This is a genomic window from Enterobacter sp. BIDMC 26, from assembly GCF_000534435.1.
Lineage (GTDB): Bacteria > Pseudomonadota > Gammaproteobacteria > Enterobacterales > Enterobacteriaceae > Enterobacter > Enterobacter ludwigii.
The window spans coordinates 185,463-208,944 of record NZ_KI973182.1 but is presented as its reverse complement, the minus strand read 5'-3'; the positions used below and the strand labels follow the sequence as shown (position 1 = coordinate 208,944).

The following is a 23,482-nucleotide window of genomic DNA, read 5'->3' as shown; positions in this document are numbered from 1 at the left end:
GTCAAAGCATGCAAAACAGGAGGTTTTTATGCTTATCGTTATACCTGTCCTTATTTTCGTTGCGCTGGTTATTGTCGGCGCTGGCGTCAAAATTGTCCCACAGGGGTATCAGTGGACCGTTGAACGCTTTGGCCGCTACACCAACACGCTCCAGCCGGGTTTAAGCCTGATTGTCCCTTTCATGGACAGGATTGGACGTAAAATCAATATGATGGAACAGGTGCTGGATATTCCTTCCCAGGAAGTGATCTCCAAGGATAACGCCAACGTCACCATTGATGCGGTCTGTTTTATTCAGGTTATTGATGCGCCAAAAGCGGCCTATGAAGTCAGCAATCTGGAGCTGGCTATCGTAAATCTGACGATGACCAACATTCGTACCGTGCTCGGTTCAATGGAGCTGGACGAGATGCTCTCTCAGCGCGACAGCATTAACACCCGCCTGCTGCACATTGTCGACGAGGCCACCAACCCGTGGGGGATCAAAGTTACCCGTATTGAGATCCGTGACGTGCGCCCACCGGCAGAGCTGATCGCCTCCATGAACGCGCAGATGAAAGCGGAACGGACCAAACGCGCCTACATTCTGGAAGCTGAAGGGGTACGTCAGGCAGAGATCCTGAAAGCCGAAGGGGAAAAACAGTCGCAGATCCTGAAAGCGGAAGGTGAACGCCAGTCTGCCTTCTTACAGGCGGAAGCCCGTGAACGTTCTGCAGAAGCGGAAGCCCGCGCCACCCAGATGGTCTCTGAAGCAATTGCGGCGGGTGATATCCAGGCGGTGAACTACTTCGTTGCGCAAAAATACACTGACGCGCTGAAAGAGATTGGCTCCGCGAACAACAGCAAAGTGGTGATGATGCCGCTGGATGCCAGCAGCCTGATGGGCTCCATCGCCGGGATCACTGAACTTATCAAAGACAGCGGAAACGAGCGCAAAAAATGATTGAGCTAATCGTCGCACATCCTCATGCATTCTGGCTAAGCCTCGGTGGCTTATTGCTGGCCGCGGAGATGCTTGGCGGCAACGGTTACCTGCTCTGGAGCGGTGTTGCTGCTGTCATTACCGGGTTAGTGGTCTGGCTACTGCCCCTGGACTGGGCGTGGCAGGGGGCGTTATTTGCCGTGCTGACGCTGTTGGCCGCCTGGCTGTGGTGGCGCTGGCTTAACCGCCAGGTGACAGAGCAGAAACCGCTCGACGCCCACCTCAATCAGCGCGGGCAGCAGATTGTCGGCAAACGTTTTACGCTCGACACGGCGCTGGTTAACGGGCGCGGACATATGCGCGTGGGCGACAGTTCATGGCCCGTGGTGGCCGACGATGACCTCAGCGCCGGCACGCAGGTTGAGGTCATTGCGGTGGAAGGGATAACCCTGCGGGTTAAAGCCTGTCAGGCATGAGCCTTACGATGACAGCAGCCGGACAGATTATCGATAATCGGGCAGTCGGCGCTGTCATCCCCCGGACAGGATTCCGCCAGCGCCAGAAGCTGCTGACGCATCGCCTGTAACTCGGTAATGTGGCGTTCGATCTCAGCCACTTTCTCCAGCGTACGTTTTTTCACGTCTGCGCTATGGCGCGCCGGATCGTTAAATAAGGTGACCAGCTCGCCGCACTCTTCAAGGTTAAATCCCACCTGCCGCGCCTGGCGCAGTAGCGTCAGTTCATCAAGATGCAGTTGCGTATAACTGCGGTAGCCATTTTCACTGCGCAGCGGCGGTGTCACCAGCCCCTTCTCTTCATAAAAACGGATCGCTTTGCTGGTCAATCCGGTTTTTTTCGCAACATCACTGATATTCACATTTCCCCCTTGACCTTCCCCTTGATGGAAGGTTTAACCTTCATAACAGTTAGCGAAAAGCGTTATGCCGGTCAACATCTGACCAGATCATTATACGGGAGTTTTGTTATGTCTCACACTATTGACCTGACACTGGACGGCCTCTCCTGCGGCCACTGTGTCAAACGCGTTAAAGAAAGTCTGGAACAGCGTCCTGATGTAGACAGCGCTGAAGTGACCCTTGATCACGCCGCCGTCACCGGTAGCGCCAGTGCGGATGCGCTGATTGATACGATCAAACAGGCTGGTTATGGGGCGGAGCTGAGCCACCCAAAGGCTAAACCGCTGGCAGAGTCATCATCCCCGTCGGAAGCACTGACAGCGGCCACTCCTGAGCTTCCGGTAGCTGATGATATTGATGACAGCCAACAGCTGCTGATCAACGGCATGAGCTGCGCCAGCTGCGTCTCCCGGGTACAAAATGCCTTGCAGGCTGTACCGGGTGTCGCGCAGGCACGGGTCAATCTTGCGGAGCGTACTGCGCTGGTGATGGGCAGTGCCTCCGCCGCAGATTTAGTGCAGGCCGTTGAAAAAGCGGGCTACGGCGCAGAGGCCATCGAAGATGACCTCAAACGTCGTGAACGCCAGCAGGAAACGGCCGTCGCCACCATGAAACGCTTCCGCTGGCAGGCCATCGTCGCGCTGCTGGTTGGGGTCCCGGTCATGGTGTGGGGTATGATCGGTGACAATATGATGGTCACCGACGATAACCGCACGCTGTGGCTGGTCATTGGGTTGATTACGCTTGCCGTGATGGTCTTCGCAGGCGGTCACTTCTACTCCAGCGCCTGGAAAAGCCTGAAAAATCGCACCGCGACGATGGACACCCTTGTCGCACTCGGCACGGGTGCGGCGTGGCTGTACTCCATGAGCGTCAACGTCTGGCCCCAGTGGTTCCCGATGGAAGCGCGTCATCTCTATTATGAAGCGAGCGCGATGATTATCGGCCTGATTAACCTCGGCCATATGCTTGAAGCGCGCGCCCGTCAGCGCTCCTCCAAAGCGCTGGAGCGCCTGCTGGATTTAACCCCACCGACCGCGCGCGTCGTGACGGATGCGGGTGAAAAAAATGTCCCATTGGCTGAAGTTCAACCCGGCATGACGCTGCGCCTGACCACCGGCGACCGCGTTCCCGTCGACGGTGAAATCACTCAGGGCGAAGCCTGGTTTGACGAAGCGATGCTGACCGGAGAACCCGTCCCGCAACAGAAAGCCCAGGGCGATGCCATTCATGCCGGTACGGTGGTGCAGGACGGTAGCGTGCTTTTCACCGCCAGTGCGGTCGGCAGCCATACTACGCTGTCACGCATTATTCGCATGGTGCGTCAGGCACAGAGCAGTAAGCCGGAAATTGGTCAGCTGGCCGATAAAATCTCCGCCATTTTTGTGCCGGTCGTGGTCGGTATCGCGCTGCTGAGCGCGGCTATCTGGTATGTCTTCGGTCCGGCACCGCAAATTGTTTATACCCTGGTGATTGCCACCACGGTGCTGATCATTGCCTGTCCTTGCGCGCTCGGTCTTGCCACGCCAATGTCGATCATCTCAGGCGTAGGCCGTGCCGCTGAATTTGGCGTGCTGGTACGGGATGCCGATGCGTTGCAGCGGGCGAGCACGCTGGACACGCTGGTGTTTGATAAAACCGGCACGCTGACGGAAGGGAAACCGCAGGTAGTGGCCGTGATAACCGCAGGCATCACGCAGGATGACGCGCTGCGTCTCGCCGCGGCGCTTGAACAAGGCTCCAGCCACCCGCTGGCCCACGCTATTATTGAGAAAGCCGGGAATGCCAGCCTGCCACAGGTGAGCAATTTCCGCACCCTGCGCGGTTTAGGCGTCAGCGGTACCGCCGAAGGGCACACGCTGCTGCTGGGGAATCAGGCACTGCTGAAGGAGCATGGCGTTGAGACCTCTGCCCTGGAACAAGACCTGAAAGATCAAGCCTCTCAGGGCGCAACCCCGGTTCTGCTTGCCGTTGATGGCAAGGCCGCGGCGCTGCTGGCAATTCGCGATCCGCTACGCCAGGACAGCGTGCAGGCGTTGCAACGCCTGCATCGCGCGGGCTATCGCCTGGTGATGTTGACCGGGGATAATCCTGTGACGGCGAACGCCATCGCCCGGGAAGCTGGGATTGACGAGGTCATTGCCGGGGTGTTACCTGACGGCAAAGCAGACGCCATCAAGACGCTGCAAAGCCAGGGTCGCCAGGTGGCGATGGTCGGTGACGGGATTAACGATGCGCCGGCGCTGGCACAGGCGGAAGTGGGTATTGCGATGGGGGGCGGTAGCGATGTCGCCATTGAGACGGCCGCCATCACCCTGATGCGTCACAGCCTGATGGGCGTTGCGGACGCGCTGGCGATTTCAAAAGCCACCTTGCGCAACATGAAGCAGAACCTGCTGGGTGCCTTCGTCTACAACTCGCTCGGTATCCCGATTGCCGCCGGTATTTTGTGGCCGCTGACCGGCACGCTGCTGAACCCGGTTGTCGCGGGTGCGGCGATGGCGCTCTCGTCCATTACCGTGGTGAGCAACGCAAACCGGTTGTTGCGGTTTAAACCGAAAGATTGAACCTTCTTCTCCTACGCGCTAGCATGAACCTTTCCGTTTATGGAGCGCGTATGAGTCTGTTTAATCGTATAAAAACATCGTTTCGCGCCCTCTTCCCCCGCCGTTATGCCTGGCCCGGCATGGATATCTCGCTTCCCGGCGGGCAGCACCTTCACCTGGTGGGCAGCATCCATATGGGCACGCAGGATATGTCCCCGCTGCCAGCCGGTCTGATGAAACTGCTGAAGAGCGCCGATGCGCTGGTCGTTGAAGCGGATATTTCGGGCCAGACGTCGCCGTTTGCCGGCCTCGAAAGCGATCTCCCCCTGGCTGAACGTCTGAACGACACGCAGTTTGCTGAACTGACGCGCGTCGCAGATGAGACGGGCGTGTCGCTCTCCATGCTGGACACACTGCCGCTGTGGCAAATCGCGATGGTCCTGCAGGCGACCCAGGCGCAGCGTCTGGGGCTACGCGGGGATTACGGTATTGATTACCAGCTGTTGAATGCCGCGAGAGCACGCCATTTGTCAGTCATTGAGCTCGAAGGCACGGACAGCCAGATAGCCCTGCTGCGCCAGCTTCCTGATGATGGGTTGATGCTGCTGGATGATACCCTGACCCACTGGCACACCAACGCGCGTCTGTTGCAAACGATGATCGGCTGGTGGCTGAATGCGCCGCCCACGGACGGTAAACTGGCGCTGCCGTCGACGTTCAGTGAATCGTTGTATGATGTGCTGATGAACGAGCGCAACAAAGCCTGGCAGCAAACGCTGCATGCGTTGCCTGCGGGGCGTTACGTGGTCGCAGTCGGGGCGTTACATTTGTACGGAGAAGGGAATTTGCCGTCACTGCTGAAATAAAAAAATGGCCAATATTTCTATTGGCCCGTCAAAGAGGAATTTCATCGTTTTTATTATGCCGAAGGAGACCTTCGGTTGAGCCGATTGTCGCTCAAAGTGACCATCACTGCCAATACTATTGCGCAAGATGGTGCTATTTTTTAGACAAACGTCAGGCGTATGCTGTCAGCATGAATTGTCTGTCGTAAGAAGGATAGCTATGACTCCCGCCGTTAACTTACTCGAAAAAAACAACATTCCCTTTCGGATCCACACCTACGATCACGATCCCAGCGAAACGAATTTTGGTGATGAAGTAGTGCGCAAACTGGGGCTGAACGCCGATCGGGTTTATAAGACGCTGCTGGTGGCGGTGAACGGTGATATGAAACACCTCGCCGTTGCGGTAACGCCCGTTGCCGGGCAACTGGATCTCAAGAAAGTGGCCAAAGCGCTGGGGGCAAAGAAGGTGGATATGGCCGATCCGATGGTTGCGCAACGCACTACCGGCTACCTTGTCGGCGGTATTAGCCCGCTCGGGCAGAAAAAACGCCTGCCGACGCTGATTGATGCCCCTTCGCAGACCTTCGACACTATTTATATTTCCGGCGGCAAACGCGGGCTGGATATTGAACTGTCCGCAGGCGATCTGGCGAAAATACTGGACGCGACATTTGCGGATATTGCGCGACGGGATTGAGGAATTGACCCGGAGGCACTGTGCTTACCGGGCCGACGATTCTCATACAGGCCGGGTCAGGCGTAGCCGCCCCCCGGCACAAAACCGCACTACTGCCAGCTCACCTCGCCTTTCGGCTCGTAGGTATTCACGTCGATCGGTGAATTCTGCTCGATGAACTGCTTCAGCACTTCCGCATCGATAAACCCGGTATTCACATAGCCCGGTTTATTGTCGATATGCGGATAACCGTCACCACCGGTGGCGTTAAAGCTTAATGTTGCCATGCGGTAGGTTTTGGCAGGGTCGACCGGCTCGCCTTTGATTTTGAGGTCGTTGAGCTTGCCGTCCTTCGCCACAAAGCTGACGTTGGCAAACTGCGGATAAGCGCCGGAGTCCGGCTTCATCTGCGCCACGGCGGTGAGATAGTCAATCACCTCTTTACCGCTCATGTCGACATACACCACGATGTTACCGAACGGCTGAACCTTCAGCACATCTTTATAGGTGATGTTTCCGCCTTCGATGGAGTCGCGGATACCGCCGCCGCTCATCACGCCAAAATCGGCATTTGTGCGCGCCATTTGTGCCGCCAGCACCAGATGCCCCATATTGGTCTGCACAAAGCGAACTTTGCTGCGGTCCCCTTCCAGACGACCATTCAGCGTACCAATCTTCACGTCCAGCTGCGCCTTGCCTTTATTCTGGAAGGGCGTCAGCAGGGAGAGCATCTGTGCGTTCTCGGCAATTTCCGGGGTGTAGAGTACGCGCTCACTTTTCCCGTCAGGGTAAGTCACTTTCTTCTTCAGGTTGACCGGAATGAGCTGATAGTGCACCAGCTTCATCTCGCCGTTACGGAACTCAAAGTCCGCACGCCCCACGTATTTACCCCATTCATGCGCCTGCACAATCCAGATACCGTTCTGACGGTCCGGAGCACACGGCGTGCCTGGCACGTAGTCGACCTGCTTTTTATTCTCTGACGCCATGCAGACCGGGTCTTGTGAATGACCGCCCACAATCATCGCCAGCGAGCCTGCAGGCAGGCTGCGAGCCATCTCCACGTCACCCGGCGCATTCGAGCCGTGCTCACCGTTGTCGTAGTGGCCCATATGGGTGGTGGCAATAATGACATCCGGCTTTTCGTTCTGCTGCAATTCCTGAATGACCAGTTTCGCTTCGTCTGCCGGTTTACGGAATTCGATATCGGTAAAGAACTCAGGGTTGCCGATTTTCGCCGTATCGTCGGTGGTTAACCCGATGACCGCAATTTTCAGATCCTGACGCTTAAACAGCGCCCAGGGTTTGAACAGTCGCTCGCCGGTGCTTTTCTGGTAGATGTTGGCAGAGAGGAACGGGAATTTGGCCCATTTTTCCTGCTGACGCAGCACCGTCAGCGGGTTATCGAATTCATGGTTACCGACGGCCATCGCATCGTAGCCAATAAGATTCATGCCGCGGAAATCAGGCTCCGCATCCTGTAAATCAGATTCCGGCACACCGGTATTGATATCGCCCCCCGACAGCAGCAGTACGCTGCCTCCCTGGGCTGCCACCTCTTTACGAATGCCATCCACCAGCGTTTTTTGTGCCGACAGACCGTATTCGCCGTATTCACTGCGCCAGAAATGGCCGTGGTGATCGTTGGTATGCAGAATGGTGATTTTATAGGTTTTATCTTTTTCATAGGCCTGCACGGGCAGGCTAACCAGACCCCAGGCGGCGATCAGCGCCAGCGCGACGCTCCGCTTCATTAACTTCATCTTCTCTCTCCCTGACCAATAGACAAAGGCAAAAATTACAGTGACTAATAAGAATAGACAAATAAGTTTTCAGAATTGCGACTTTATTCAAATGTCACTGCCGGGTATGTTAGTTGGATAATAATTACACCCTGCATTTCTAATAACAAAAGACGTGGTATTCATCTCTATGGCAATCAGTGAATCAACCCAGCCCGTGTCTGGCGCTCCGGCGTCGCGCACCTCGTTTAAAGTGTTAGGCGCAATCAGTCTTTCACATCTGCTCAACGACATGATCCAGTCGTTGATTCTCGCGATCTACCCGCTGCTGCAGTCCGAGTTTTCGTTAACGTTCGTGCAGATCGGGATGATCACCCTGACCTTCCAGCTGGCCTCCTCACTTCTGCAACCGGTCGTGGGCTACTGGACGGATAAATATCCCATGCCGTGGTCGCTACCGATTGGCATGTGTTTTACCTTGAGCGGGCTGGTGCTGCTGGCAATGGCAGGCAGCTTTGAAGCTGTGCTGATTGCCGCCGCGCTGGTGGGCACGGGGTCGTCGGTCTTTCACCCGGAGTCCTCACGCGTGGCGCGCATGGCCTCCGGGGGCCGTCACGGGCTGGCGCAATCGCTCTTTCAGGTGGGCGGTAACTTTGGCAGCTCCCTCGGCCCACTGCTGGCAGCGGTGATCATCGCTCCGTACGGCAAGGGTAACGTAGCGTGGTTTGTGCTGGCAGCCTTGCTGGCGATTATCGTACTGATTCAGATCAGCCGCTGGTATGCCGCGCAGCATCGCGTGAACAAAGGTAAACCTAAAGCGAAGGTTATCAATCCCCTTCCTCGTGATAAGGTCATTCTGGCCGTCTCCGTGCTTCTGGTGCTGATTTTCTCAAAATACTTCTATATGGCGAGCATCAGCAGCTATTACACCTTTTACCTGATGCAAAAATTCGGATTATCGGTCCAAAACGCCCAGCTTCACCTGTTTGCCTTCCTGTTTGCGGTGGCTGCAGGGACGGTTATCGGCGGGCCTGTGGGCGATAAAATCGGGCGCAAATACGTCATTTGGGGCTCTATCCTCGGCGTGGCCCCGTTTACCCTTATTTTGCCGTATGCAAGCCTGGAGTGGACGGGGATTTTGACCGTGATTATTGGGTTTATCCTCGCCTCGGCGTTTTCCGCCATCCTTGTTTACGCGCAGGAGCTGCTGCCAGGCCGTATCGGTATGGTTTCCGGGCTCTTTTTCGGTTTTGCTTTCGGCATGGGCGGCCTTGGTGCAGCAGTGCTGGGCATGATTGCCGACCACACCAGCATCTTCCTGGTCTATAAAATCTGTGCTTTCCTGCCGCTTCTAGGAATGTTGACCATATTCCTGCCTGATAACCGCCATAAAGCGTAATATAACGGTCGCTAAAGTTTTACTTTGGCGGCCTGACCCCCTGATGCCATAAGGGTTTCTTCTGCATCCCCCCGCCTAATTTATCAAAATGCGCTTTTTTACACGCATATTGCTGTTTTATTCAAACTTCAACAATTATTCATAAACATAACGGCAAAAATTGTCATAAACTATTACTCGGTTTTTGGTTTTTTAACCAAATGGAACACCCACAACGAAAGGAGACGGAATGCATCACGCCACACCGCTTATCACCACCATTGTTGGTGGACTTGTGCTCGCTTTTATCCTCGGCATGATTGCCAATAAACTGCGTATTTCGCCTCTGGTGGGCTATTTGTTAGCGGGTGTGCTGGCGGGTCCCTTTACGCCAGGTTTCGTGGCGGATACCAAACTGGCGCCCGAACTGGCGGAATTAGGCGTGATTCTGCTGATGTTTGGCGTGGGTCTGCATTTCTCACTGAAGGATCTGATGGCGGTAAAGTCGATCGCCATACCGGGAGCGATCGCACAGATAGCCGTAGCGACGCTGCTGGGAATGGCGCTTTCGACAGTGCTTGGCTGGTCGCTGATGACCGGTATCGTTTTTGGGCTGTGTCTTTCAACCGCCAGTACCGTCGTACTGCTGCGCGCGCTTGAGGAGAGGCAGCTTATCGACAGCCAGCGCGGACAAATCGCGATAGGCTGGCTGATTGTGGAAGACCTGGTGATGGTGCTGACGCTGGTGTTGCTGCCTGCCGTCGCCGGTATGATGGAAAAAGAGAGCGTCGGCTTTGCGACGCTGGCGCTGGACATGAGCATCACCATCGGGAAAGTGGTGGCGTTTATCACCATTATGATGCTGGTGGGCCGCCGTCTGGTGCCGTGGATCCTGTCCCGCAGCGCGGCCACCGGCTCCCGTGAGTTGTTTACTCTGTCTGTCCTTGCCCTGGCGCTGGGGATTGCCTTTGGTGCCGTTGAACTGTTCGACGTCTCCTTTGCACTGGGCGCGTTCTTCGCCGGGATGGTGCTGAACGAATCCGAGCTGAGCCACCGTGCGGCGCACGATACGCTGCCGCTGCGCGACGCCTTCGCCGTCCTGTTCTTTGTCTCCGTCGGGATGCTGTTTGATCCGATGGTTCTGGTTCAGCAGCCGCTGGCCGTGATGGGCACCCTGGCGATTATTATCTTTGGTAAGTCGGTTGCCGCCTTCTTCCTGGTACGGATGTTTGGCCACTCGCCGCGTACCGCTCTGACCATCGCCGCCAGCCTGGCGCAGATTGGTGAGTTCGCCTTTATTCTGGCGGGCCTGGGTATGGCGCTGAATCTGCTGCCGCAGGCCGGGCAAAATCTGGTCCTCGCCGGAGCGATCCTCTCCATCATGCTGAACCCGGTCCTGTTTGCGTTGCTGGAAAAATACCTCGATAAAACCGAAACGCTGGAAGAGCAGACGCTGGAAGAAGCTATCGAAGAAGAGAAGCAGATCCCGGTGGATATTTGCAATCATGCCCTACTGGTCGGCTTTGGCCGCGTAGGAAGCCTGCTCGGTGAGAAGCTGATGGCGCAGGGGATCCCGCTGGTGGTGATTGAAACATCACGTACCCGTGTCGACGAGCTGCGCGAGCGCGGCGTTCGCGCGGTGTTGGGCAATGCGGCAAACGAAGAGATCATGAATCTCGCGCATCTGGACTGCGCACGCTGGTTGCTGCTGACCATTCCAAACGGCTATGAAGCGGGTGAAATTGTGGCGTCCGCACGTGAAAAATGCCCGAATATTGAGATCATTGCCCGCGCCCATTATGACGATGAGGTGGAGTACATTACCGAACGTGGTGCGGATCAGGTGGTGATGGGTGAACGCGAAATTGCAAAAGCGATGCTGACGCTGTTAACGAAACCGCCGGTTGACGAGGTGGTGACGGGGTAAGTGTGCCTCCTGCAGCCCCTGACTGACCCTCCCCCACTCTGAGTGGGGGAGATTTCAAAATAATTGAACAAACAACGGAGTAATCTAAGTTAAAACACGTTGATTTAATTAAGTTTTATTGCATTTCCTGAGTGAGTTTTCGCCACCAGGCCCTGGTTCAAGAAACATTTTTTTGAACCCGTTTTTGAGCTTGAACCGTGAATAAAAATACACTCATTATGCAAAGGAAATGAATAATGCAAATCAACTTTACTAACAAGGCAATTGAAAATCTTGCTCCAAAAGATAAGTCCTACATAGCGTATCATGCCAGCAGTGAACGAGGCACTGGACGCGTGGGAATTCTCGTTTATCCATCTGGACGCAAAACCTTTATGTATCGTCACTTCGTAGGAAAAAGTACAAAATTCGAGAAGTTGGGTGTCTATCCTGATATGACTATCAGTAGCGCTCTGGAGAAATTTGAGTCATTAGCTGCTTGCCCGGATGTGATAAAGGTAGCCAGGAAAAACGGCACACTTGCTGATCTGTTAGAAGCACATAAAGCTGACTTCATCGCATCCGGTAAGCGTGCATATCTTCATTACATAGCCCTCAGATCAACACTGTTAGAAACTGGCTTGCTTCCTGAAAGTACCATCGTAAAAAAATCACTACTAACGATATCCGAGCATTTCTTAACAAAGTATATCAGCGTACTCAAAGCGTGGTTGGGTTAATGAGATCCGTAAACCCTTGCATAACCACTTTTTCATGGGCAGTTAAGTGTGACAAATCCCTTCTTCTTGATAAGCCCGACATCATGTTCGACGTGCCTTTTAACCCGGTTACTCCTATTCCTGCTTTAGAGCATGAGGGATATGTTGGGGAAAGATTTCTTGATTTTGATGAACTTGCTTTGCTCCTTAAAACAACAGAAAAGGAATTTTTTAATCCCGATGTTGCAGTTCTCATTCAGTTAGTATTTTTCTGCGGGGGCCAACGACCTTATGAGATAATGTCTTTAGCAAAAAATAACTATGATAAGAAAAGCCGAACTCTTTCGATTCCACCCTCAATTTCAAAAAACTAAAAAATGGTATTACCTGCCTCTTTGCGATAGTGCGGTCCATTTGATTGATTTGATGATTTCACGTTATCCCGATAACGAATATCTTTTTCCAAATCAGGATTATGAAACGAAGTTAAGAAAGTGGGAAGAAAAAAACAAAACAAACTCAAATGGTAAATTCTCGAAAACGCCAACAGCATTTATGAATGCCAGGACACTTGCAGGTAATATTGAACGCTTTTTCGAAAACCATTGTATTGAGAGCTTCTCCGTGCGTGACTTCAGAAGAACATTTAAGACCCTTGCTGGACAATTGAAGATCAGCAAAGATATTCGTGACAGAATCCAGAATCATGCAATGAATGATGTTTCGAGCATGCATTATGACAGATATGATTACAATGATGAAAAGCTGGAAGCCCTTTTGAAATGGGAAAATAAGCTGAAAGAAATAATGAACAACAATTAATTACACATTGCATTCACTAGCTTAATCATTTAAAGCCACCTATCTATCTAGATAATATGAAGGTGGCTTTTTTTTTACTATTTACAAGAACTGAGAGCATGATCACTTGGAGCAAAGCTAAACGTATAAGATGATCAACGAATCAAATCACAGGGACATATTATGTATTACAGTGAAAATATTATTAAAGAACTAGGAACCGACAAAGAATTAGCCGTGAGATTAGATAAGGCCATGGCTGGTGTCAAAGATGGCTTTGTTGATTATGTGGATAATCTTGGTGATGCAGCCACGCGCCTTTTATATTACTCATCATGTTTAACTGAAAATTATCATGATGTATGCTTAAGATTAAGGGATGAAGATGTTAGATTTGTTTTGGGTTTAGGCCAACTAATAAAGCACCGGGACTTGATTTTCAGGATGATGATGCTTTATATAGAAACCATCCTCAAAAACAAAAATGAAACACAGAAAAAAACACTTCTTGAAAAATTAGTTCCAGTAACAAAAAACCTTGCCATAAAAAACACCTCAAAAAGCGCCTTAATTTATTCTGTTGTATCTTACATCTGTTATGGGAATAAAATGAGCGTATCAGTAGAGGCTGCTTTTGTGAAGAAATTAGGTGGACGGGTTGGCATTCCCATTACAGCATTAAATTTATATGGGATTGTTTACAAATCTTCTGAAAGTGCAAATAGATTAAAAAGTTTTATGCCACAATTTTATCATGCACTTTATGTAGAAACACTTGAAATGATGTATTTCTTTATTGAGCCAATCATTATGAAGGCTGGGTATTTAAATATAAGCACGGTGACTGATAATGAAATTACTAATGCTTTAAAGAGAATGATGTGATTATGTTAGAACCAATCAAGAGATTTTTAAAACAATTCTTCAATAGTTTTAAACAGGATTGTTTGAATGATATTTATTGGTACGGCGTATTTATATTTGCTGCTTTCTTTGCTGGCATAGTAGCATCCAATATAGATGATTTAAAAATAGCAGGGGAAATAATCCTTGGCATCCTTATAATCACATTCGTAATTGCTTTCCGTTTCAAAGACAAAGGATTAAAAAAATGACAATACCAGCACATATTTGGCTTACTGATGAAAATAACTCACCTTTAATGGGTGAATGTGTAATGCCAACACGATTGGGTTCGACTGAGCTTAAATCTTTCAATCATTCTGTATGGATTCCTGCAGATCATAATACAGGAAAGCTAACTGGAACGCGCCTACATGTTCCTATCACATTTGAAAAAGAAATTGATCGCATCACCCCATTTTTATTCAGAGGTGTATGTACTGGTAGAATGTTTAAAGAAGCTTTAATAAAAATGTATAGAATTAATGATGCAGGAATAGAGATAGAATATTTTAATATAACATTGCAAAATGTGAAAATAACAAGAATCTCTCCAGTTTTATTTCCTCTTGGCGTTGCAAGTAAACATATGGAGGAAGTTGAAATCCGCTATGAATCTATCGAATGGAAATATTGTGATGGGAACATAATTTTTAAAGATACCTGGAATGAAAGAGCGGTAGCATGAAAAAAAGGGACTCTAATGAGTCCCTTTTTTATTTTACTTCAAAGGCCCGTATATCTGATCAACAATCCAGCCGTATGTTGACCTGCTCCACGTAAAAGTCGTGGAACTTTCTTAGGTTGGCTGGAGAGTGATTTTGAAGAATGGATTAAAAAGAAAGATGAATCCCACGCACCTTATAAGGGGGGAGTGTCCAGGAAAAAGGAACATTGAGTACAGGGATGTACCCTCCCAACATTAGCCTCTTTGCTGTTACACTTCCTCAGTACGCTTATGCATAATCAATGCATAAACGGGATGAGGTGATTTTTGGGTCATTTGTTAGTTGAACCAAAGTTGAACTTTAAAAAAATTGACCTTAACAAAACCAATGTAACCTTTTAATTTAAAAGGTTAATTTTTTTGATTTTCCATATCCCTCTCCCACGGGGAGAGGGTACAAACACGAATACGGCAACCGCAAGGTTGCCGTTTTGCCTTTATCGGTCCCAGTAGGCTTCTTCGAGGCTATCTTCCCTCTCCGGCAGACCGCGGGTTAAGCGCGGCGAGTGCTGATTCAGCACCTGATAACTCACGCGGTTCGCGTACTTACACACCTGCGCCAGCGACGAATAGGTCAGCCAGTTGAATTTGTGCTTGCTGGAATTCGGGACGTTGGTTTTATGGTAGGCATTCGCAGTGATGTCATGCAGCAGCGCCGCCAGTGCGCCATCTCCCGCGCCATTGGTGTTCATGATCTTTTCTGGCCCGCCCATATACGGCGCGATGTGGGAGTAAATACGCAGCGGGTTTTCGCAATCTTTATGGCGAATCGCGCGGCTGAACTCGTACTGGTTAAACTCGGCAATGGCGCCTGGCAGCAGTGGATGCTGCGTTTTGCGTTTGCTCTCTTCTTCCGTGAAGCCTGCCATATACAGCCCTACCGGTCCGGCAGTGCAGAGCACCAGATCGACCCAGTCGAGCGCTTTATCGGAGGCCAGCAGCGGATCGCTCTCGCCGGTCAACGCTTCAGCCTCTTCTTCGTTCATCGCCAGAATCGAGACGTGTTCCTTCAGGAAGGCCTGCCACCACTCGGGGTTGTCGGCTATCACGAATTTGGTACCCAGCGTCAGAACGACCGGCACATTGTATTTCTTCGCGTACTCAATCGCTTTCATGGTGGCTTCCGGCATCGGCTCGCCAGGCTTACAGCGCACCAGATACGACGTCAGCACCAGTGCAGACGCGCCCGCTATCACCGCTTCCGGAATGCTCTCTGCACGCAGCTTATTCATGTGGCCGGGGCTGATGGCAAAGGTACGTTCGCCGGAATCGCTGATCAGCGTGAAGCAGCGGCCAATCGGCCCGTCAACGCCCTGAAGGTAGTTCAGATCGGTGCGGCTGGAGGTATTGCACAGGTAACGGTAGGCGTAGCCACCAATTTCGATGTTGCTGCACATGACGCCCAATAACACAGAGCGGTCGTCGGCAAGCACCGAGTAGTTGTGCATGGTGTTGCCGATAGTGCCACCGGCAAACTGATGGGTGATCAGGTTTTCACGCGTCAGCTCCTGATACAGGGCTTCGGCAACATCGTCCTCAATCACCAGCGAGTGACCGGCGCTCAGACCGTAACGAGCGACAAACGCATCATCCACTTTAGCTTCAATGTCCACCAGCGTCTGATCGATACCGACGACCCATGCGGCGCTGGTTTCATTTTCCGGCTGGATTTGCTGCAGGAGCGGATCGCGGGCATCAACGGGAAAGTAGTGTTTAGATTTGCGTTTACCGGGAAATTTCATGGGTCTGAACTGTGCAAGGATTATGGGCCGGGAATGGTAGCACAAACCCGGCCCATAGTGCGATCAGCGGCTGTTTGTCACCAGCGACACCATCATCTCGATATGCTCAGGCGAGTCGTTAAGGGCCGGAATGTATTCGTATTTCGTCCCGCCCGCCTCGAGGAAGAACTCTCTGTTCTGCACGGCAATCTCTTCCAGCGTTTCCAGACAGTCGGCGGAGAAACCGGGTGACATCACCTGAATATGTTTCACGCCCTTCTCACCGAGCATTTTGAGGGTTTCGTCGGTGTAAGGCGTTAACCACGGCTCGCGACCAAAACGCGACTGGAAGGTCATCATCACTTTCTCTGGCGGCAGGCCGAGGGCTGAGACCAGCTCACGGGTAGTATCGCGGCAGCGCTGCGGGTAATCATCCCCTTCATTGGCGAAGCGCTGCGGGATCCCGTGATAGGAGAGCAACAGCAGATCCGGCTCGCCATGTTTTTCAAACGACGCGCGCGCGCTACTGGCAAGCGCTTTAATATAGCGTTCGTTATCGGCGTAATCGCGAATAAAGGTCACGCCAGGAATACGGCGGCGGGTCGCCAGAATACGAGCCAGCTCATCCCAGACGGCGGCAACCGTCGAGCAGGAATACTGCGGATAAAGGGCGAGTACCACAATGTGGTCGACGCCCTGCGCCAGCAGCGAGTCGACCGCGCTTTCCAGTGACGGTTTACCGTAGCTCATACCCAGCGCGACGGGCATATCCGGCAGGCGGGCGGCCAGCGCTTTTTCCTGCCGACGGCTATACACCATCAGCGGTGAGCCCTCTTCCATCCAGACGGACTGATAAAGCTTTGCTACACGTGGGGCACGAATCGGCAGAATGACGCCACGCAGCAGCGGCCACCACAACAGTCTTGGGGTATCCACGACGCGCGTGTCGCTTAAAAATTGTCGCAGGTAGCGTTTTACCGCTTCTGATGTCGGTGCATCTGGTGTACCCAGATTGGCAAGCAGGATGCCGGTTTTCGCCTGACTCATTCACGCCTCTTAACCATTTGAATGGTTTTCAATTGTAGCGGAAAAGCGTTTAAACGAAACCCATTGCTGCAATAGGTAAGATGAGAATTTTTCTCACCCGGAGAGCCCGGGTGAGAGAGGTGCAATTAGCCGAGGATTTTTTCCAGCTCTGCACGAACGTCAGCAACGGCTTTGGTGCCGTCAACTTTCGCGTATTTGGTGTTACCCGCCTGCGCTTCTTTGGTGTAATAACCGATCAGCGGAGCGGTCATCTGATGGTATTCCACCAGACGTTTACGCACGGTCTCTTCCTGATCGTCTTTACGGGTGGTCAGCTCTTCACCGGTAACGTCATCTTTACCTTCAACCTTAGGCGGGTTGAATTTGATGTGGTAAACGCGGCCAGAGGCAGCATGTACGCGACGACCAACAATACGGTCAACGATCAGCTCGTCCGGCACGTCGAACTCGAGCACGTAGTCCACGTTGATGCCCGCTTCTTTCATGGCATCAGCCTGAGGAATGGTGCGTGGGAAGCCGTCCAGCAGGAAACCGTTACGGCAGTCTTCCTGAGCAATGCGCTCTTTGACCAGAGCGATAACCAGCTCGTCGGTCACCAGCTTGCCTGCGTCCATGATGTCTTTCGCTTGTTTACCCAGCTCGGAGCCAGATTTAACAGCGGCGCGCAGCATATCACCGGTGGAGATTTGCGGAATACCGTATTTCTCCATGATGAACTGAGCCTGAGTTCCTTTACCCGCGCCCGGAGCGCCAAGCAGAATAATACGCATTGCGAAAATCCCCTCAAAAGTCGATTCAATTTTTCAAAAGCGCTAAACAATACCACCAGAACGGATATGGCTCAAGGAAGGCAGGCGGGCTGAAACGGTTAATGAAGGGAGATTAACGGGAAGGAGCGGTCTGGTGCCCTCCCCCGGTCCTCTCCCACAGGAGAGGGAGAAGACCAGGGTGAGGCGGGTCAATTACGCCAGCAGCAGCGCATTCACACGTTTAATGAACAGGTTAGGATCTTCCAGCGTGCCGCGCTCGGCCAGCAGAGACTGATCCAGCAGAAGCTCAACCCACTCGGCAAAGCGTGCTTCGTCCTGCGTATCGGCCGCGCGTTTCACCAGCGGATGATCCGGGTTCAGCTCGAAGATATATTTCACTTCTGGCATCGCCTGGCCCGCCGCGGCGAACAGTTTCGCCATCTGGGTGCTCATTTCATCCGCATCCGTGGTGACAATGGCCGGGGTATCAGTCAGACGGTGAGTGAAACGCACCTCTTTCACGCGATCGCCCAGCAGCGTTTTCACGCGCTCAACGAAAGGCTCCAGCGCCTTCTCCGCTTCTTTCGCGCTTTCGTCCACTTCATCGGCCAGCTTATCGATCGACTCATCGGCTTTGGCGACGGACTGGAACGCCTTACCGTCGAACTCGGTCAGGTAGTTCATCATCCACTCGTCGATGCGGTCAGACAGCAGCAGTACTTCGATGCCTTTCTTACGCAGCAGCTCGAGGTGTGGGCTGCTCTTCGCCGCGGCGTAGCTGTCGGCGGTGATGTAGTAGATCTTCTCCTGCCCTTCTTTCATGCGGGAGACGTACTCTTCCAGCGACACGGTCTGCGCAGAGGAGTCGGTGTGAGTGGAAGCGAAACGCAGCAGTTTAGCAATGGCTTCTACGTTGGATGTATCTTCCGCAGGGCCCTCTTTCAGCACCAGACCGAACTGTTTCCAGAAGGTCTGGTATTTTTCTGCATCGTCTTTCGCCAGTTTTTCCAGCATCTGCAGCGCACGTTTGGTCAGTGCATTACGCAGGTTGCGGGTGACGGTGCTGTCCTGCAGAATTTCACGGGAGACGTTCAGCGGCAGATCGTTGGAGTCAATGAGACCACGCACAAAGCGCAGGTAGTTCGGCATGAACTGCTCGGCGTCATCCATGATAAACACGCGCTGGACGTACAGCTTCAGACCGTGCTTGTGATCGCGGTTCCACATATCCCACGGCGCCTGAGACGGGATATACAGCAGGCTGGTGTACTCCTGCTTACCTTCCACACGGTTGTGGCTCCAGGTGAGTGGATCGGTAAAGTCGTGGGCGATGTGTTTGTAGAATTCGTTGTATTCGTCGTCTTTAATTTCAGACTTATTGCGCGTCCACAGCGCCTGCGCCTTGTTGATTTTCTCCCAGGACACCACGGTTTCACCGTCTTTCTCTTCCTGTTTTTCAATCTCAACCGGCAGGGCAATATGGTCGGAGTATTTGCTGATGATGGAGCGCACGCGCCAGTCATTCAGGAAATCATCTTCGCCTTCACGCAGGTGAAGGGTGATTTCGGTACCGCGGTCCGCTTTGGTGATGTCATCAACGGTGTATTCGCCTTCGCCTTTAGATTCCCAGAAGACGCCGTGATCCGCACTGTCGCCTGCTGCGCGAGTACGCACGGTGACTTTGTCCGCAACGATGAACGCCGAGTAGAAGCCCACACCGAACTGGCCGATCAGCTGGCTGTCTTTCGCCTGATCGGAGCCCATTGATTCGAGAAACGCTTTGGTACCGGATTTAGCAATGGTCCCGAGATGGTCGATGACCTCGTCGCGGTTCATACCAATGCCGTTATCGGCGATAGTCAGGGTACGGTTCTCTTTATCAAAAGAGACGCGCACGCGCAGCTCTCCGTCGCCTTCGTACAGATCCGGGTTAGACAGGGCGCGGAAGCGCAGCTTGTCCGCCGCATCGGAGGCGTTGGAAATCAGCTCACGCAGGAAGATTTCTTTGTTGGAATACAGGGAATGGATCATCAGGTGCAGAAGCTGTTTTACTTCTGACTGGAAACCACGGGTTTCTTGTCCTTTCATCTATGTCGACCTCAACAATGCCATTTAATGGGGTTTTAAAACGTTGAGGGAGAGATGGGGATACGAGGGGAGAATTTCAAGCGGAGGCCGCGATTGCAGCCTCCGTTTGGTCAGAAAATAATCTTGTGACGTCCAGCCAGAGAGTGGGACAGCGTGGTGCCGTCCACCATCTCCAGCTCACCGCCCACTGGCACGCCGTGAGCGATGCGGCTGGCGTCAACGCCATACTGTGCGCACAATTCGGCGATGTAGTTGGCCGTAGCTTCCCCTTCCACCGTTGGGTTGGTGGCGAGGATCACCTCTTTGATCGTTTCGGACTCAAGACGCTGTTCAAGGCGATCGAGACCGATATCGTCCGGGCCAATACCGTCCAGCGGGGAGAGATGCCCCATCAGCACAAAATAGCGGCCAGAAAACTGCCCGGTCTGTTCGATGGCATAGATGTCCGCCGGACTCTCCACCACGCAAATCTGACCGTTTTCCTGACGACGCGGATTAGTGCAGATGTTACACACGTCCTGCTCGGTAAAGGTACGGCAATCCGCACAGTGACCAATTTCTGACATGGCACGGGTCAAAGCCTGCGCCAGGCGCATCCCGCCGCTGCGGTCGCGCTGCAATAGCGTAAACGCCATGCGCTGCGCCGACTTCGGGCCGACACCCGGCAGACAGCGCAGTGCTTCCATTAACTGCGTGAGCAGCGGACTGGTTTGCATCAGAATGGCATCTTGAAGCCAGGCGGCAGTTGCATACCGCTGGAAACAGAGGCCATTTTCTCTTTCTGAGTTTCATCGATACGGCGCGCAGCATCGTTAAACGCGGCTGCAACCAGATCTTCCAGCATGTCTTTGTCGTCTTCAAGCAGGCTTGGGTCGATTTCAACGCGACGGCAGTTATGCGCACCGTTGATGGTCACCTTGACCAGACCGGCACCGGATTCACCCGTGACTTCCAGCTGAGCGATCTCTTCCTGCATCTTCTGCATTTTTTCCTGCATCTGCTGAGCCTGCTTCATCAGGCCACCCAGACCGCCTTTTCCACCAAACATAGGCTTCTCTCTTCTTTCACGTTTAAGGATTACAACCGTAAGTCAGACTCACGATCAAATGGGGCGAATACTCTCTTCATCCAGATCGGCGTCGAAGAACCGGCGCAGAGTCTGGATATTGTTATCCGCGATAATCGACTCGCGCGCTTGCGCGAGCTTCTCTTCATAAATCGCCTGACGCCATTCCAGTGGCGTTCGCACCGCCGGATTATCATCTTCAATGATAGTCAATTCAACCGGTGCACCGTGTAATGCGGTGAGCGCCTCGGCCAGCGCTTTTTGCGCGCCAGGGGAATTCAGGTGCCGCTGACCCGGTCGCAGGTGTAAACGTACCTGATGACCGTCCTGCTCTTTCCAGGCATTCAGCGCGACCTGCTCAACCAGTTTCGGCAACTGCAGTTTACTGACCTCTGCGGCCCACGCGTCACGCTCAATAGACTCTTCGGCAAGTTTCGCGGAAAGCTCAGGTGTTTTTTCATGCTCCAGCGCCTTTTTTAGCGCTTTCGGTGTGGCAACTTCTTCTTTCACCTCTTCAACGAGGGTCGTTGCCTTCCAGCGGTAAGCCTCTTCTTTCACCGGGGCTTTTTGCTCGAGCGCGGACGGTGCAGGGCGCGACTGAACGCGCTCCGTAACCGAAGCCAGTCGTTCAAGCGCGGCGTTGTTCACCGGCCGCGCTCTTCCTGGCGCTGCCGGTTCACTCTTTTTTGGTTTGGTTGCTCCCTGAGCACGTTGCAACTGGCTTCGTGCGGCAAGCACCGAACTGGTGGCCTCCGGCAGCGGTACGTTCTGCTGCGGGGGAGCCGTCGGCTGCGGTGGCACCTGCTGAGGCGACATCACCGCAGTGGGGGCGACCGGAGCAAAAGACTGTCGGGGCACTTCCGGCTCCGGCAGAGGCATGCGCGGATGGAACGCCAGCGCACGCAGCAGGGTCATTTCAACGCCCATCCGGGGATCCGGCGCAAACGGCAGCTCTTTGCGGCCAATCAGCAGCGTCTGGTAATAAAGCTGCACGTCAGCCGGTGGGACGGTGCGCGCAAGTTCACGCATCCGGTGTTCAATAACCGCCATATCGGCACCGATGGCTGACGGAGAAAGCTGCAGCATCGCCACGCGGTGCAGCAGACTCAGCATCTCAACCAGCAGCGCTTCCCATTCAATGCCCCGGGCAGCCGCGGCGTTCACCAGCGACATGACGCGTTCACCGTTGGCGGCAATCATCGCTTCGATGAGAGAAAGCGCCTGATCGTCATCCAGCGTGCCGAGCATGGTGCTGACCGCATCGGTCGAGAGTTTACCGTCACCGCTGGCAATCGCCTGGTCGGTGAGACTTAAGGCATCACGAAGGCTGCCGTCTGCTGCGCGGGCCAGCAGCTGCAGGGCGCGCGGTTCGTGGACAATCTTCTCTTCATCAAGAATATGTTCAAGCTGAGCGCGAATCTGCTCGACGTCCAGCGCCTTCAGATGGAACTGCAGGCAACGCGACAAAATAGTGACCGGCAGCTTTTGCGGATCGGTGGTCGCCAGCAGGAATTTCACATGCGCGGGCGGCTCTTCCAGCGTTTTCAGCAGGGCGTTGAAACTGTGGCGTGACAGCATGTGCACTTCATCGATCAGGTAGACCTTGAAGCGGCCACGCGCCGGCGCGTACTGCACGTTGTCGAGCAGATCGCGGGTATCTTCCACTTTCGTGCGCGAGGCGGCGTCGATCTCAATCAGATCGACAAAGCGCCCCTGCTCAATTTCACGGCAGTTGTCACACACGCCGCACGGCGTGGCGGTGATCCCGGTTTCGCAGTTCAGACCTTTTGCCAGCAAACGGGCAATAGAGGTCTTACCGACGCCGCGGGTGCCGGAGAAAAGATAAGCGTGATGGATGCGACCTAGCGACAAGCCGTTCGCCAGGGCCGTCAGCACATGCTCCTGACCGACAACGTCAGCAAAGGTTTGTGGTCGCCATTTACGGGCTAACACCTGATAACTCATGGGCAGGCTCTGCAACGCTGGAAGGTGAATTTATGGAGGGGAATGCTATCACAACCTCACCCATTGAGCGAGGTTGTGAAAACCGGGATTAATGACCCGGGAAAGGCACCAGGCTGTAGCTGGTAATGCCCTGTTTTTCCAGGCGCTGTTCGCCACCCAGGTCAAACAGGTTAATGATGAATGCCGCGTCGGTCACTTCACCACCCAGACGACGGATCAGCTTCACGGTCGCTTCAATCGTGCCGCCGGTCGCCAGCAGATCGTCAACCACCAGCACTTTATCGCCAGGCTTGATCGCATCAACGTGGATTTCCAGCTGATCGGTGCCGTACTCCAGTTCGTAGCTCTCTGCGATGGTTTCACGCGGCAGTTTGCGCGGTTTACGCACCGGCACAAAGCCAACACCCATTGCCAGCGCGACCGGCGCGCCAAACAGGAATCCACGGGCTTCGGTACCCACTACTTTGGTGATCCCGGCGTTTTTATAACGCTCGACCAGCAGTTCAATGCTGAGCGCGTACGCTTTCGGGTCTTCCAGCAAGCTGGTGACATCACGGAAAAGAATGCCAGGCTTTGGATAGTCCTGGATACTTTTGATGCTGTTTTTCAGATATTCAAGCTGCTGTGCAGTTGCGGTCATCGGTTTGTGCCTAAATGAAACAGTGTTACTCACAGCGCGCAACGAGTCGGCCAGGGTAACAATTGTTTAACCTTTGACCAGGCGCAGCTGTGCTCGAAAACGGTCGAATTTACTGGCTGCG

At 53.3% G+C, this 23,482-nt stretch carries 22 protein-coding genes and 1 other annotated feature; of the genes, 12 read left to right on the top strand and 10 right to left on the bottom strand.

Going from position 1 to position 23,482, the window contains the following annotated elements:
- Positions 1 to 28 precede the first annotated feature (28 nt).
- Together L462_RS22275 and L462_RS22280 are read left to right on the top strand one after the other, a co-directional pair.
- Positions 29 to 943: an SPFH domain-containing protein gene (locus L462_RS22275; protein WP_014168925.1), complete on the top strand. Its 915-nt coding sequence runs from the start codon at positions 29 to 31 to the stop codon at positions 941 to 943.
- Positions 940 to 1,398, top strand: a complete 459-nt coding sequence (locus tag L462_RS22280) for an NfeD family protein (RefSeq protein ID WP_014168924.1) — start codon at positions 940 to 942, stop codon at positions 1,396 to 1,398. Before L462_RS22275 ends, L462_RS22280 begins: the two co-directional genes overlap by 4 nt.
- Here the strand turns inward: L462_RS22280 and cueR are convergent.
- A complete protein-coding gene (gene cueR / locus L462_RS22285; protein WP_014168923.1) occupies positions 1,389 to 1,799 on the bottom strand; it encodes a Cu(I)-responsive transcriptional regulator in 411 nt (136 codons plus the stop codon). The two genes, L462_RS22280 and cueR, sit on opposite strands and share 10 nt — an antisense overlap.
- Positions 1,800 to 1,907: 108 nt before the next feature.
- Between cueR and copA the strand changes: the two genes are divergently transcribed.
- The 3 genes from copA to ybaK all read left to right on the top strand — a co-directional run bounded on the left by copA (position 1,908) and on the right by ybaK (position 5,930).
- On the top strand, positions 1,908 to 4,406 hold the full coding sequence (gene copA, locus L462_RS22290) for a copper-exporting P-type ATPase CopA (RefSeq protein WP_032677552.1): 2,499 nt from the start codon (positions 1,908 to 1,910) through the stop codon (positions 4,404 to 4,406).
- 50 nt (positions 4,407 to 4,456) lie between these two features.
- Positions 4,457 to 5,251, top strand: coding sequence for a TraB/GumN family protein (locus L462_RS22295; RefSeq protein ID WP_025204835.1), 795 nt, complete (start codon positions 4,457 to 4,459; stop codon positions 5,249 to 5,251).
- A 199-nt stretch (positions 5,252 to 5,450) separates the two neighbouring features.
- Positions 5,451 to 5,930: a Cys-tRNA(Pro)/Cys-tRNA(Cys) deacylase YbaK gene (gene ybaK, locus L462_RS22300; protein WP_032677550.1), complete on the top strand. Its 480-nt coding sequence runs from the start codon at positions 5,451 to 5,453 to the stop codon at positions 5,928 to 5,930.
- Between the two features lie 89 nt (positions 5,931 to 6,019).
- Here ybaK and ushA read toward each other — a convergent pair whose 3' ends face one another.
- The gene (gene ushA, locus L462_RS22305; protein WP_014168919.1) at positions 6,020 to 7,672 is read right to left on the bottom strand and encodes a bifunctional UDP-sugar hydrolase/5'-nucleotidase UshA; all 1,653 of its coding nucleotides are present in this window, start codon (positions 7,670 to 7,672) and stop codon (positions 6,020 to 6,022) included.
- A gap of 169 nt (positions 7,673 to 7,841) precedes the next feature.
- Between ushA and L462_RS22310 the strand changes: the two genes are divergently transcribed.
- The 7 genes from L462_RS22310 to L462_RS22340 all read left to right on the top strand — a co-directional run bounded on the left by L462_RS22310 (position 7,842) and on the right by L462_RS22340 (position 14,046).
- The gene (locus L462_RS22310) at positions 7,842 to 9,050 is read left to right on the top strand and encodes an MFS transporter (protein ID WP_032677549.1); all 1,209 of its coding nucleotides are present in this window, start codon (positions 7,842 to 7,844) and stop codon (positions 9,048 to 9,050) included.
- A gap of 229 nt (positions 9,051 to 9,279) precedes the next feature.
- Positions 9,280 to 10,956, top strand: coding sequence for a YbaL family putative K(+) efflux transporter (gene ybaL / locus L462_RS22315; protein WP_014168917.1), 1,677 nt, complete (start codon positions 9,280 to 9,282; stop codon positions 10,954 to 10,956).
- Positions 10,957 to 11,192: 236 nt separating this feature from the next.
- Complete coding sequence (locus tag L462_RS22320; RefSeq protein WP_032677548.1) at positions 11,193 to 11,675, top strand: Arm DNA-binding domain-containing protein; 483 nt, start codon at positions 11,193 to 11,195, stop codon at positions 11,673 to 11,675.
- Between the two features lie 300 nt (positions 11,676 to 11,975).
- Positions 11,976 to 12,476 carry a site-specific integrase gene (locus L462_RS25295; RefSeq protein WP_032677546.1) on the top strand — a complete coding sequence of 167 codons (501 nt, stop codon included), beginning with the start codon at positions 11,976 to 11,978 and terminating at the stop codon, positions 12,474 to 12,476.
- Between the two features lie 162 nt (positions 12,477 to 12,638).
- Positions 12,639 to 13,340, top strand: a complete 702-nt coding sequence (locus tag L462_RS22330) for a hypothetical protein (RefSeq protein ID WP_032677545.1) — start codon at positions 12,639 to 12,641, stop codon at positions 13,338 to 13,340.
- A gap of 2 nt (positions 13,341 to 13,342) precedes the next feature.
- Positions 13,343 to 13,570 carry a hypothetical protein gene (locus tag L462_RS22335; protein ID WP_032677543.1) on the top strand — a complete coding sequence of 76 codons (228 nt, stop codon included), beginning with the start codon at positions 13,343 to 13,345 and terminating at the stop codon, positions 13,568 to 13,570.
- Positions 13,567 to 14,046 carry an Hcp family type VI secretion system effector gene (locus tag L462_RS22340; protein ID WP_032677542.1) on the top strand — a complete coding sequence of 160 codons (480 nt, stop codon included), beginning with the start codon at positions 13,567 to 13,569 and terminating at the stop codon, positions 14,044 to 14,046. Before L462_RS22335 ends, L462_RS22340 begins: the two co-directional genes overlap by 4 nt.
- A gap of 476 nt (positions 14,047 to 14,522) precedes the next feature.
- On the opposite strand, the gene L462_RS22345 is transcribed toward L462_RS22340, so the two are convergent.
- From L462_RS22345 to apt, 8 genes are all read right to left on the bottom strand, one after another.
- Complete coding sequence (locus L462_RS22345; RefSeq protein WP_020885178.1) at positions 14,523 to 15,827, bottom strand: inosine/guanosine kinase; 1,305 nt, start codon at positions 15,825 to 15,827, stop codon at positions 14,523 to 14,525.
- Between the two features lie 63 nt (positions 15,828 to 15,890).
- On the bottom strand, positions 15,891 to 16,853 hold the full coding sequence (gene hemH / locus L462_RS22350) for a ferrochelatase (protein WP_025204839.1): 963 nt from the start codon (positions 16,851 to 16,853) through the stop codon (positions 15,891 to 15,893).
- Between the two features lie 125 nt (positions 16,854 to 16,978).
- On the bottom strand, positions 16,979 to 17,623 hold the full coding sequence (gene adk / locus L462_RS22355; protein WP_006809841.1) for an adenylate kinase: 645 nt from the start codon (positions 17,621 to 17,623) through the stop codon (positions 16,979 to 16,981).
- Positions 17,624 to 17,815: 192 nt separating this feature from the next.
- Complete coding sequence (htpG, locus tag L462_RS22360) at positions 17,816 to 19,690, bottom strand: molecular chaperone HtpG (RefSeq protein WP_014168914.1); 1,875 nt, start codon at positions 19,688 to 19,690, stop codon at positions 17,816 to 17,818.
- Positions 19,691 to 19,800: 110 nt separating this feature from the next.
- Positions 19,801 to 20,406 (bottom strand): recombination mediator RecR, encoded by a 606-nt coding sequence (recR, locus tag L462_RS22365; protein ID WP_006809843.1) that lies wholly within the window; start codon positions 20,404 to 20,406, stop codon positions 19,801 to 19,803.
- Entirely contained in the window at positions 20,406 to 20,738 is a 333-nt protein-coding gene (locus L462_RS22370) for a YbaB/EbfC family nucleoid-associated protein (RefSeq protein WP_010428194.1), read from the bottom strand. Before L462_RS22370 ends, recR begins: the two co-directional genes overlap by 1 nt.
- 54 nt (positions 20,739 to 20,792) lie before the next feature.
- Positions 20,793 to 22,721 carry a DNA polymerase III subunit gamma/tau gene (gene dnaX / locus L462_RS22375; protein WP_020885181.1) on the bottom strand — a complete coding sequence of 643 codons (1,929 nt, stop codon included), beginning with the start codon at positions 22,719 to 22,721 and terminating at the stop codon, positions 20,793 to 20,795.
- Positions 21,399 to 21,463: a sequence feature (DnaX frameshifting element), on the bottom strand. Its footprint overlaps the gene before it by 65 nt.
- A gap of 88 nt (positions 22,722 to 22,809) precedes the next feature.
- On the bottom strand, positions 22,810 to 23,361 hold the full coding sequence (gene apt, locus L462_RS22380; RefSeq protein WP_000127359.1) for an adenine phosphoribosyltransferase: 552 nt from the start codon (positions 23,359 to 23,361) through the stop codon (positions 22,810 to 22,812).
- Positions 23,362 to 23,482 lie beyond the last annotated feature (121 nt).

Coding starts and splice junctions, on each gene's coding strand:
- L462_RS22345 (WP_020885178.1), bottom strand. CDS start 15,827: ATGAAATTTCCCGGTAAACGCAAATCTAAACACTACTTTCCCGTTGAT.
- L462_RS22310 (WP_032677549.1), top strand. CDS start 7,842: ATGGCAATCAGTGAATCAACCCAGCCCGTGTCTGGCGCTCCGGCGTCG.
- copA (WP_032677552.1), top strand. CDS start 1,908: ATGTCTCACACTATTGACCTGACACTGGACGGCCTCTCCTGCGGCCAC.
- hemH (WP_025204839.1), bottom strand. CDS start 16,853: ATGAGTCAGGCGAAAACCGGCATCCTGCTTGCCAATCTGGGTACACCA.
- adk (WP_006809841.1), bottom strand. CDS start 17,623: ATGCGTATTATTCTGCTTGGCGCTCCGGGCGCGGGTAAAGGAACTCAG.
- ybaL (WP_014168917.1), top strand. CDS start 9,280: ATGCATCACGCCACACCGCTTATCACCACCATTGTTGGTGGACTTGTG.
- L462_RS22280 (WP_014168924.1), top strand. CDS start 940: ATGATTGAGCTAATCGTCGCACATCCTCATGCATTCTGGCTAAGCCTC.
- ybaK (WP_032677550.1), top strand. CDS start 5,451: ATGACTCCCGCCGTTAACTTACTCGAAAAAAACAACATTCCCTTTCGG.
- htpG (WP_014168914.1), bottom strand. CDS start 19,690: ATGAAAGGACAAGAAACCCGTGGTTTCCAGTCAGAAGTAAAACAGCTT.
- L462_RS22330 (WP_032677545.1), top strand. CDS start 12,639: ATGTATTACAGTGAAAATATTATTAAAGAACTAGGAACCGACAAAGAA.
- ushA (WP_014168919.1), bottom strand. CDS start 7,672: ATGAAGTTAATGAAGCGGAGCGTCGCGCTGGCGCTGATCGCCGCCTGG.
- L462_RS22370 (WP_010428194.1), bottom strand. CDS start 20,738: ATGTTTGGTGGAAAAGGCGGTCTGGGTGGCCTGATGAAGCAGGCTCAG.
- L462_RS22335 (WP_032677543.1), top strand. CDS start 13,343: ATGTTAGAACCAATCAAGAGATTTTTAAAACAATTCTTCAATAGTTTT.
- L462_RS22320 (WP_032677548.1), top strand. CDS start 11,193: ATGCAAATCAACTTTACTAACAAGGCAATTGAAAATCTTGCTCCAAAA.
- L462_RS22275 (WP_014168925.1), top strand. CDS start 29: ATGCTTATCGTTATACCTGTCCTTATTTTCGTTGCGCTGGTTATTGTC.
- L462_RS22295 (WP_025204835.1), top strand. CDS start 4,457: ATGAGTCTGTTTAATCGTATAAAAACATCGTTTCGCGCCCTCTTCCCC.
- L462_RS25295 (WP_032677546.1), top strand. CDS start 11,976: ATGATAAGAAAAGCCGAACTCTTTCGATTCCACCCTCAATTTCAAAAA.
- recR (WP_006809843.1), bottom strand. CDS start 20,406: ATGCAAACCAGTCCGCTGCTCACGCAGTTAATGGAAGCACTGCGCTGT.
- L462_RS22340 (WP_032677542.1), top strand. CDS start 13,567: ATGACAATACCAGCACATATTTGGCTTACTGATGAAAATAACTCACCT.
- dnaX (WP_020885181.1), bottom strand. CDS start 22,721: ATGAGTTATCAGGTGTTAGCCCGTAAATGGCGACCACAAACCTTTGCT.
- apt (WP_000127359.1), bottom strand. CDS start 23,361: ATGACCGCAACTGCACAGCAGCTTGAATATCTGAAAAACAGCATCAAA.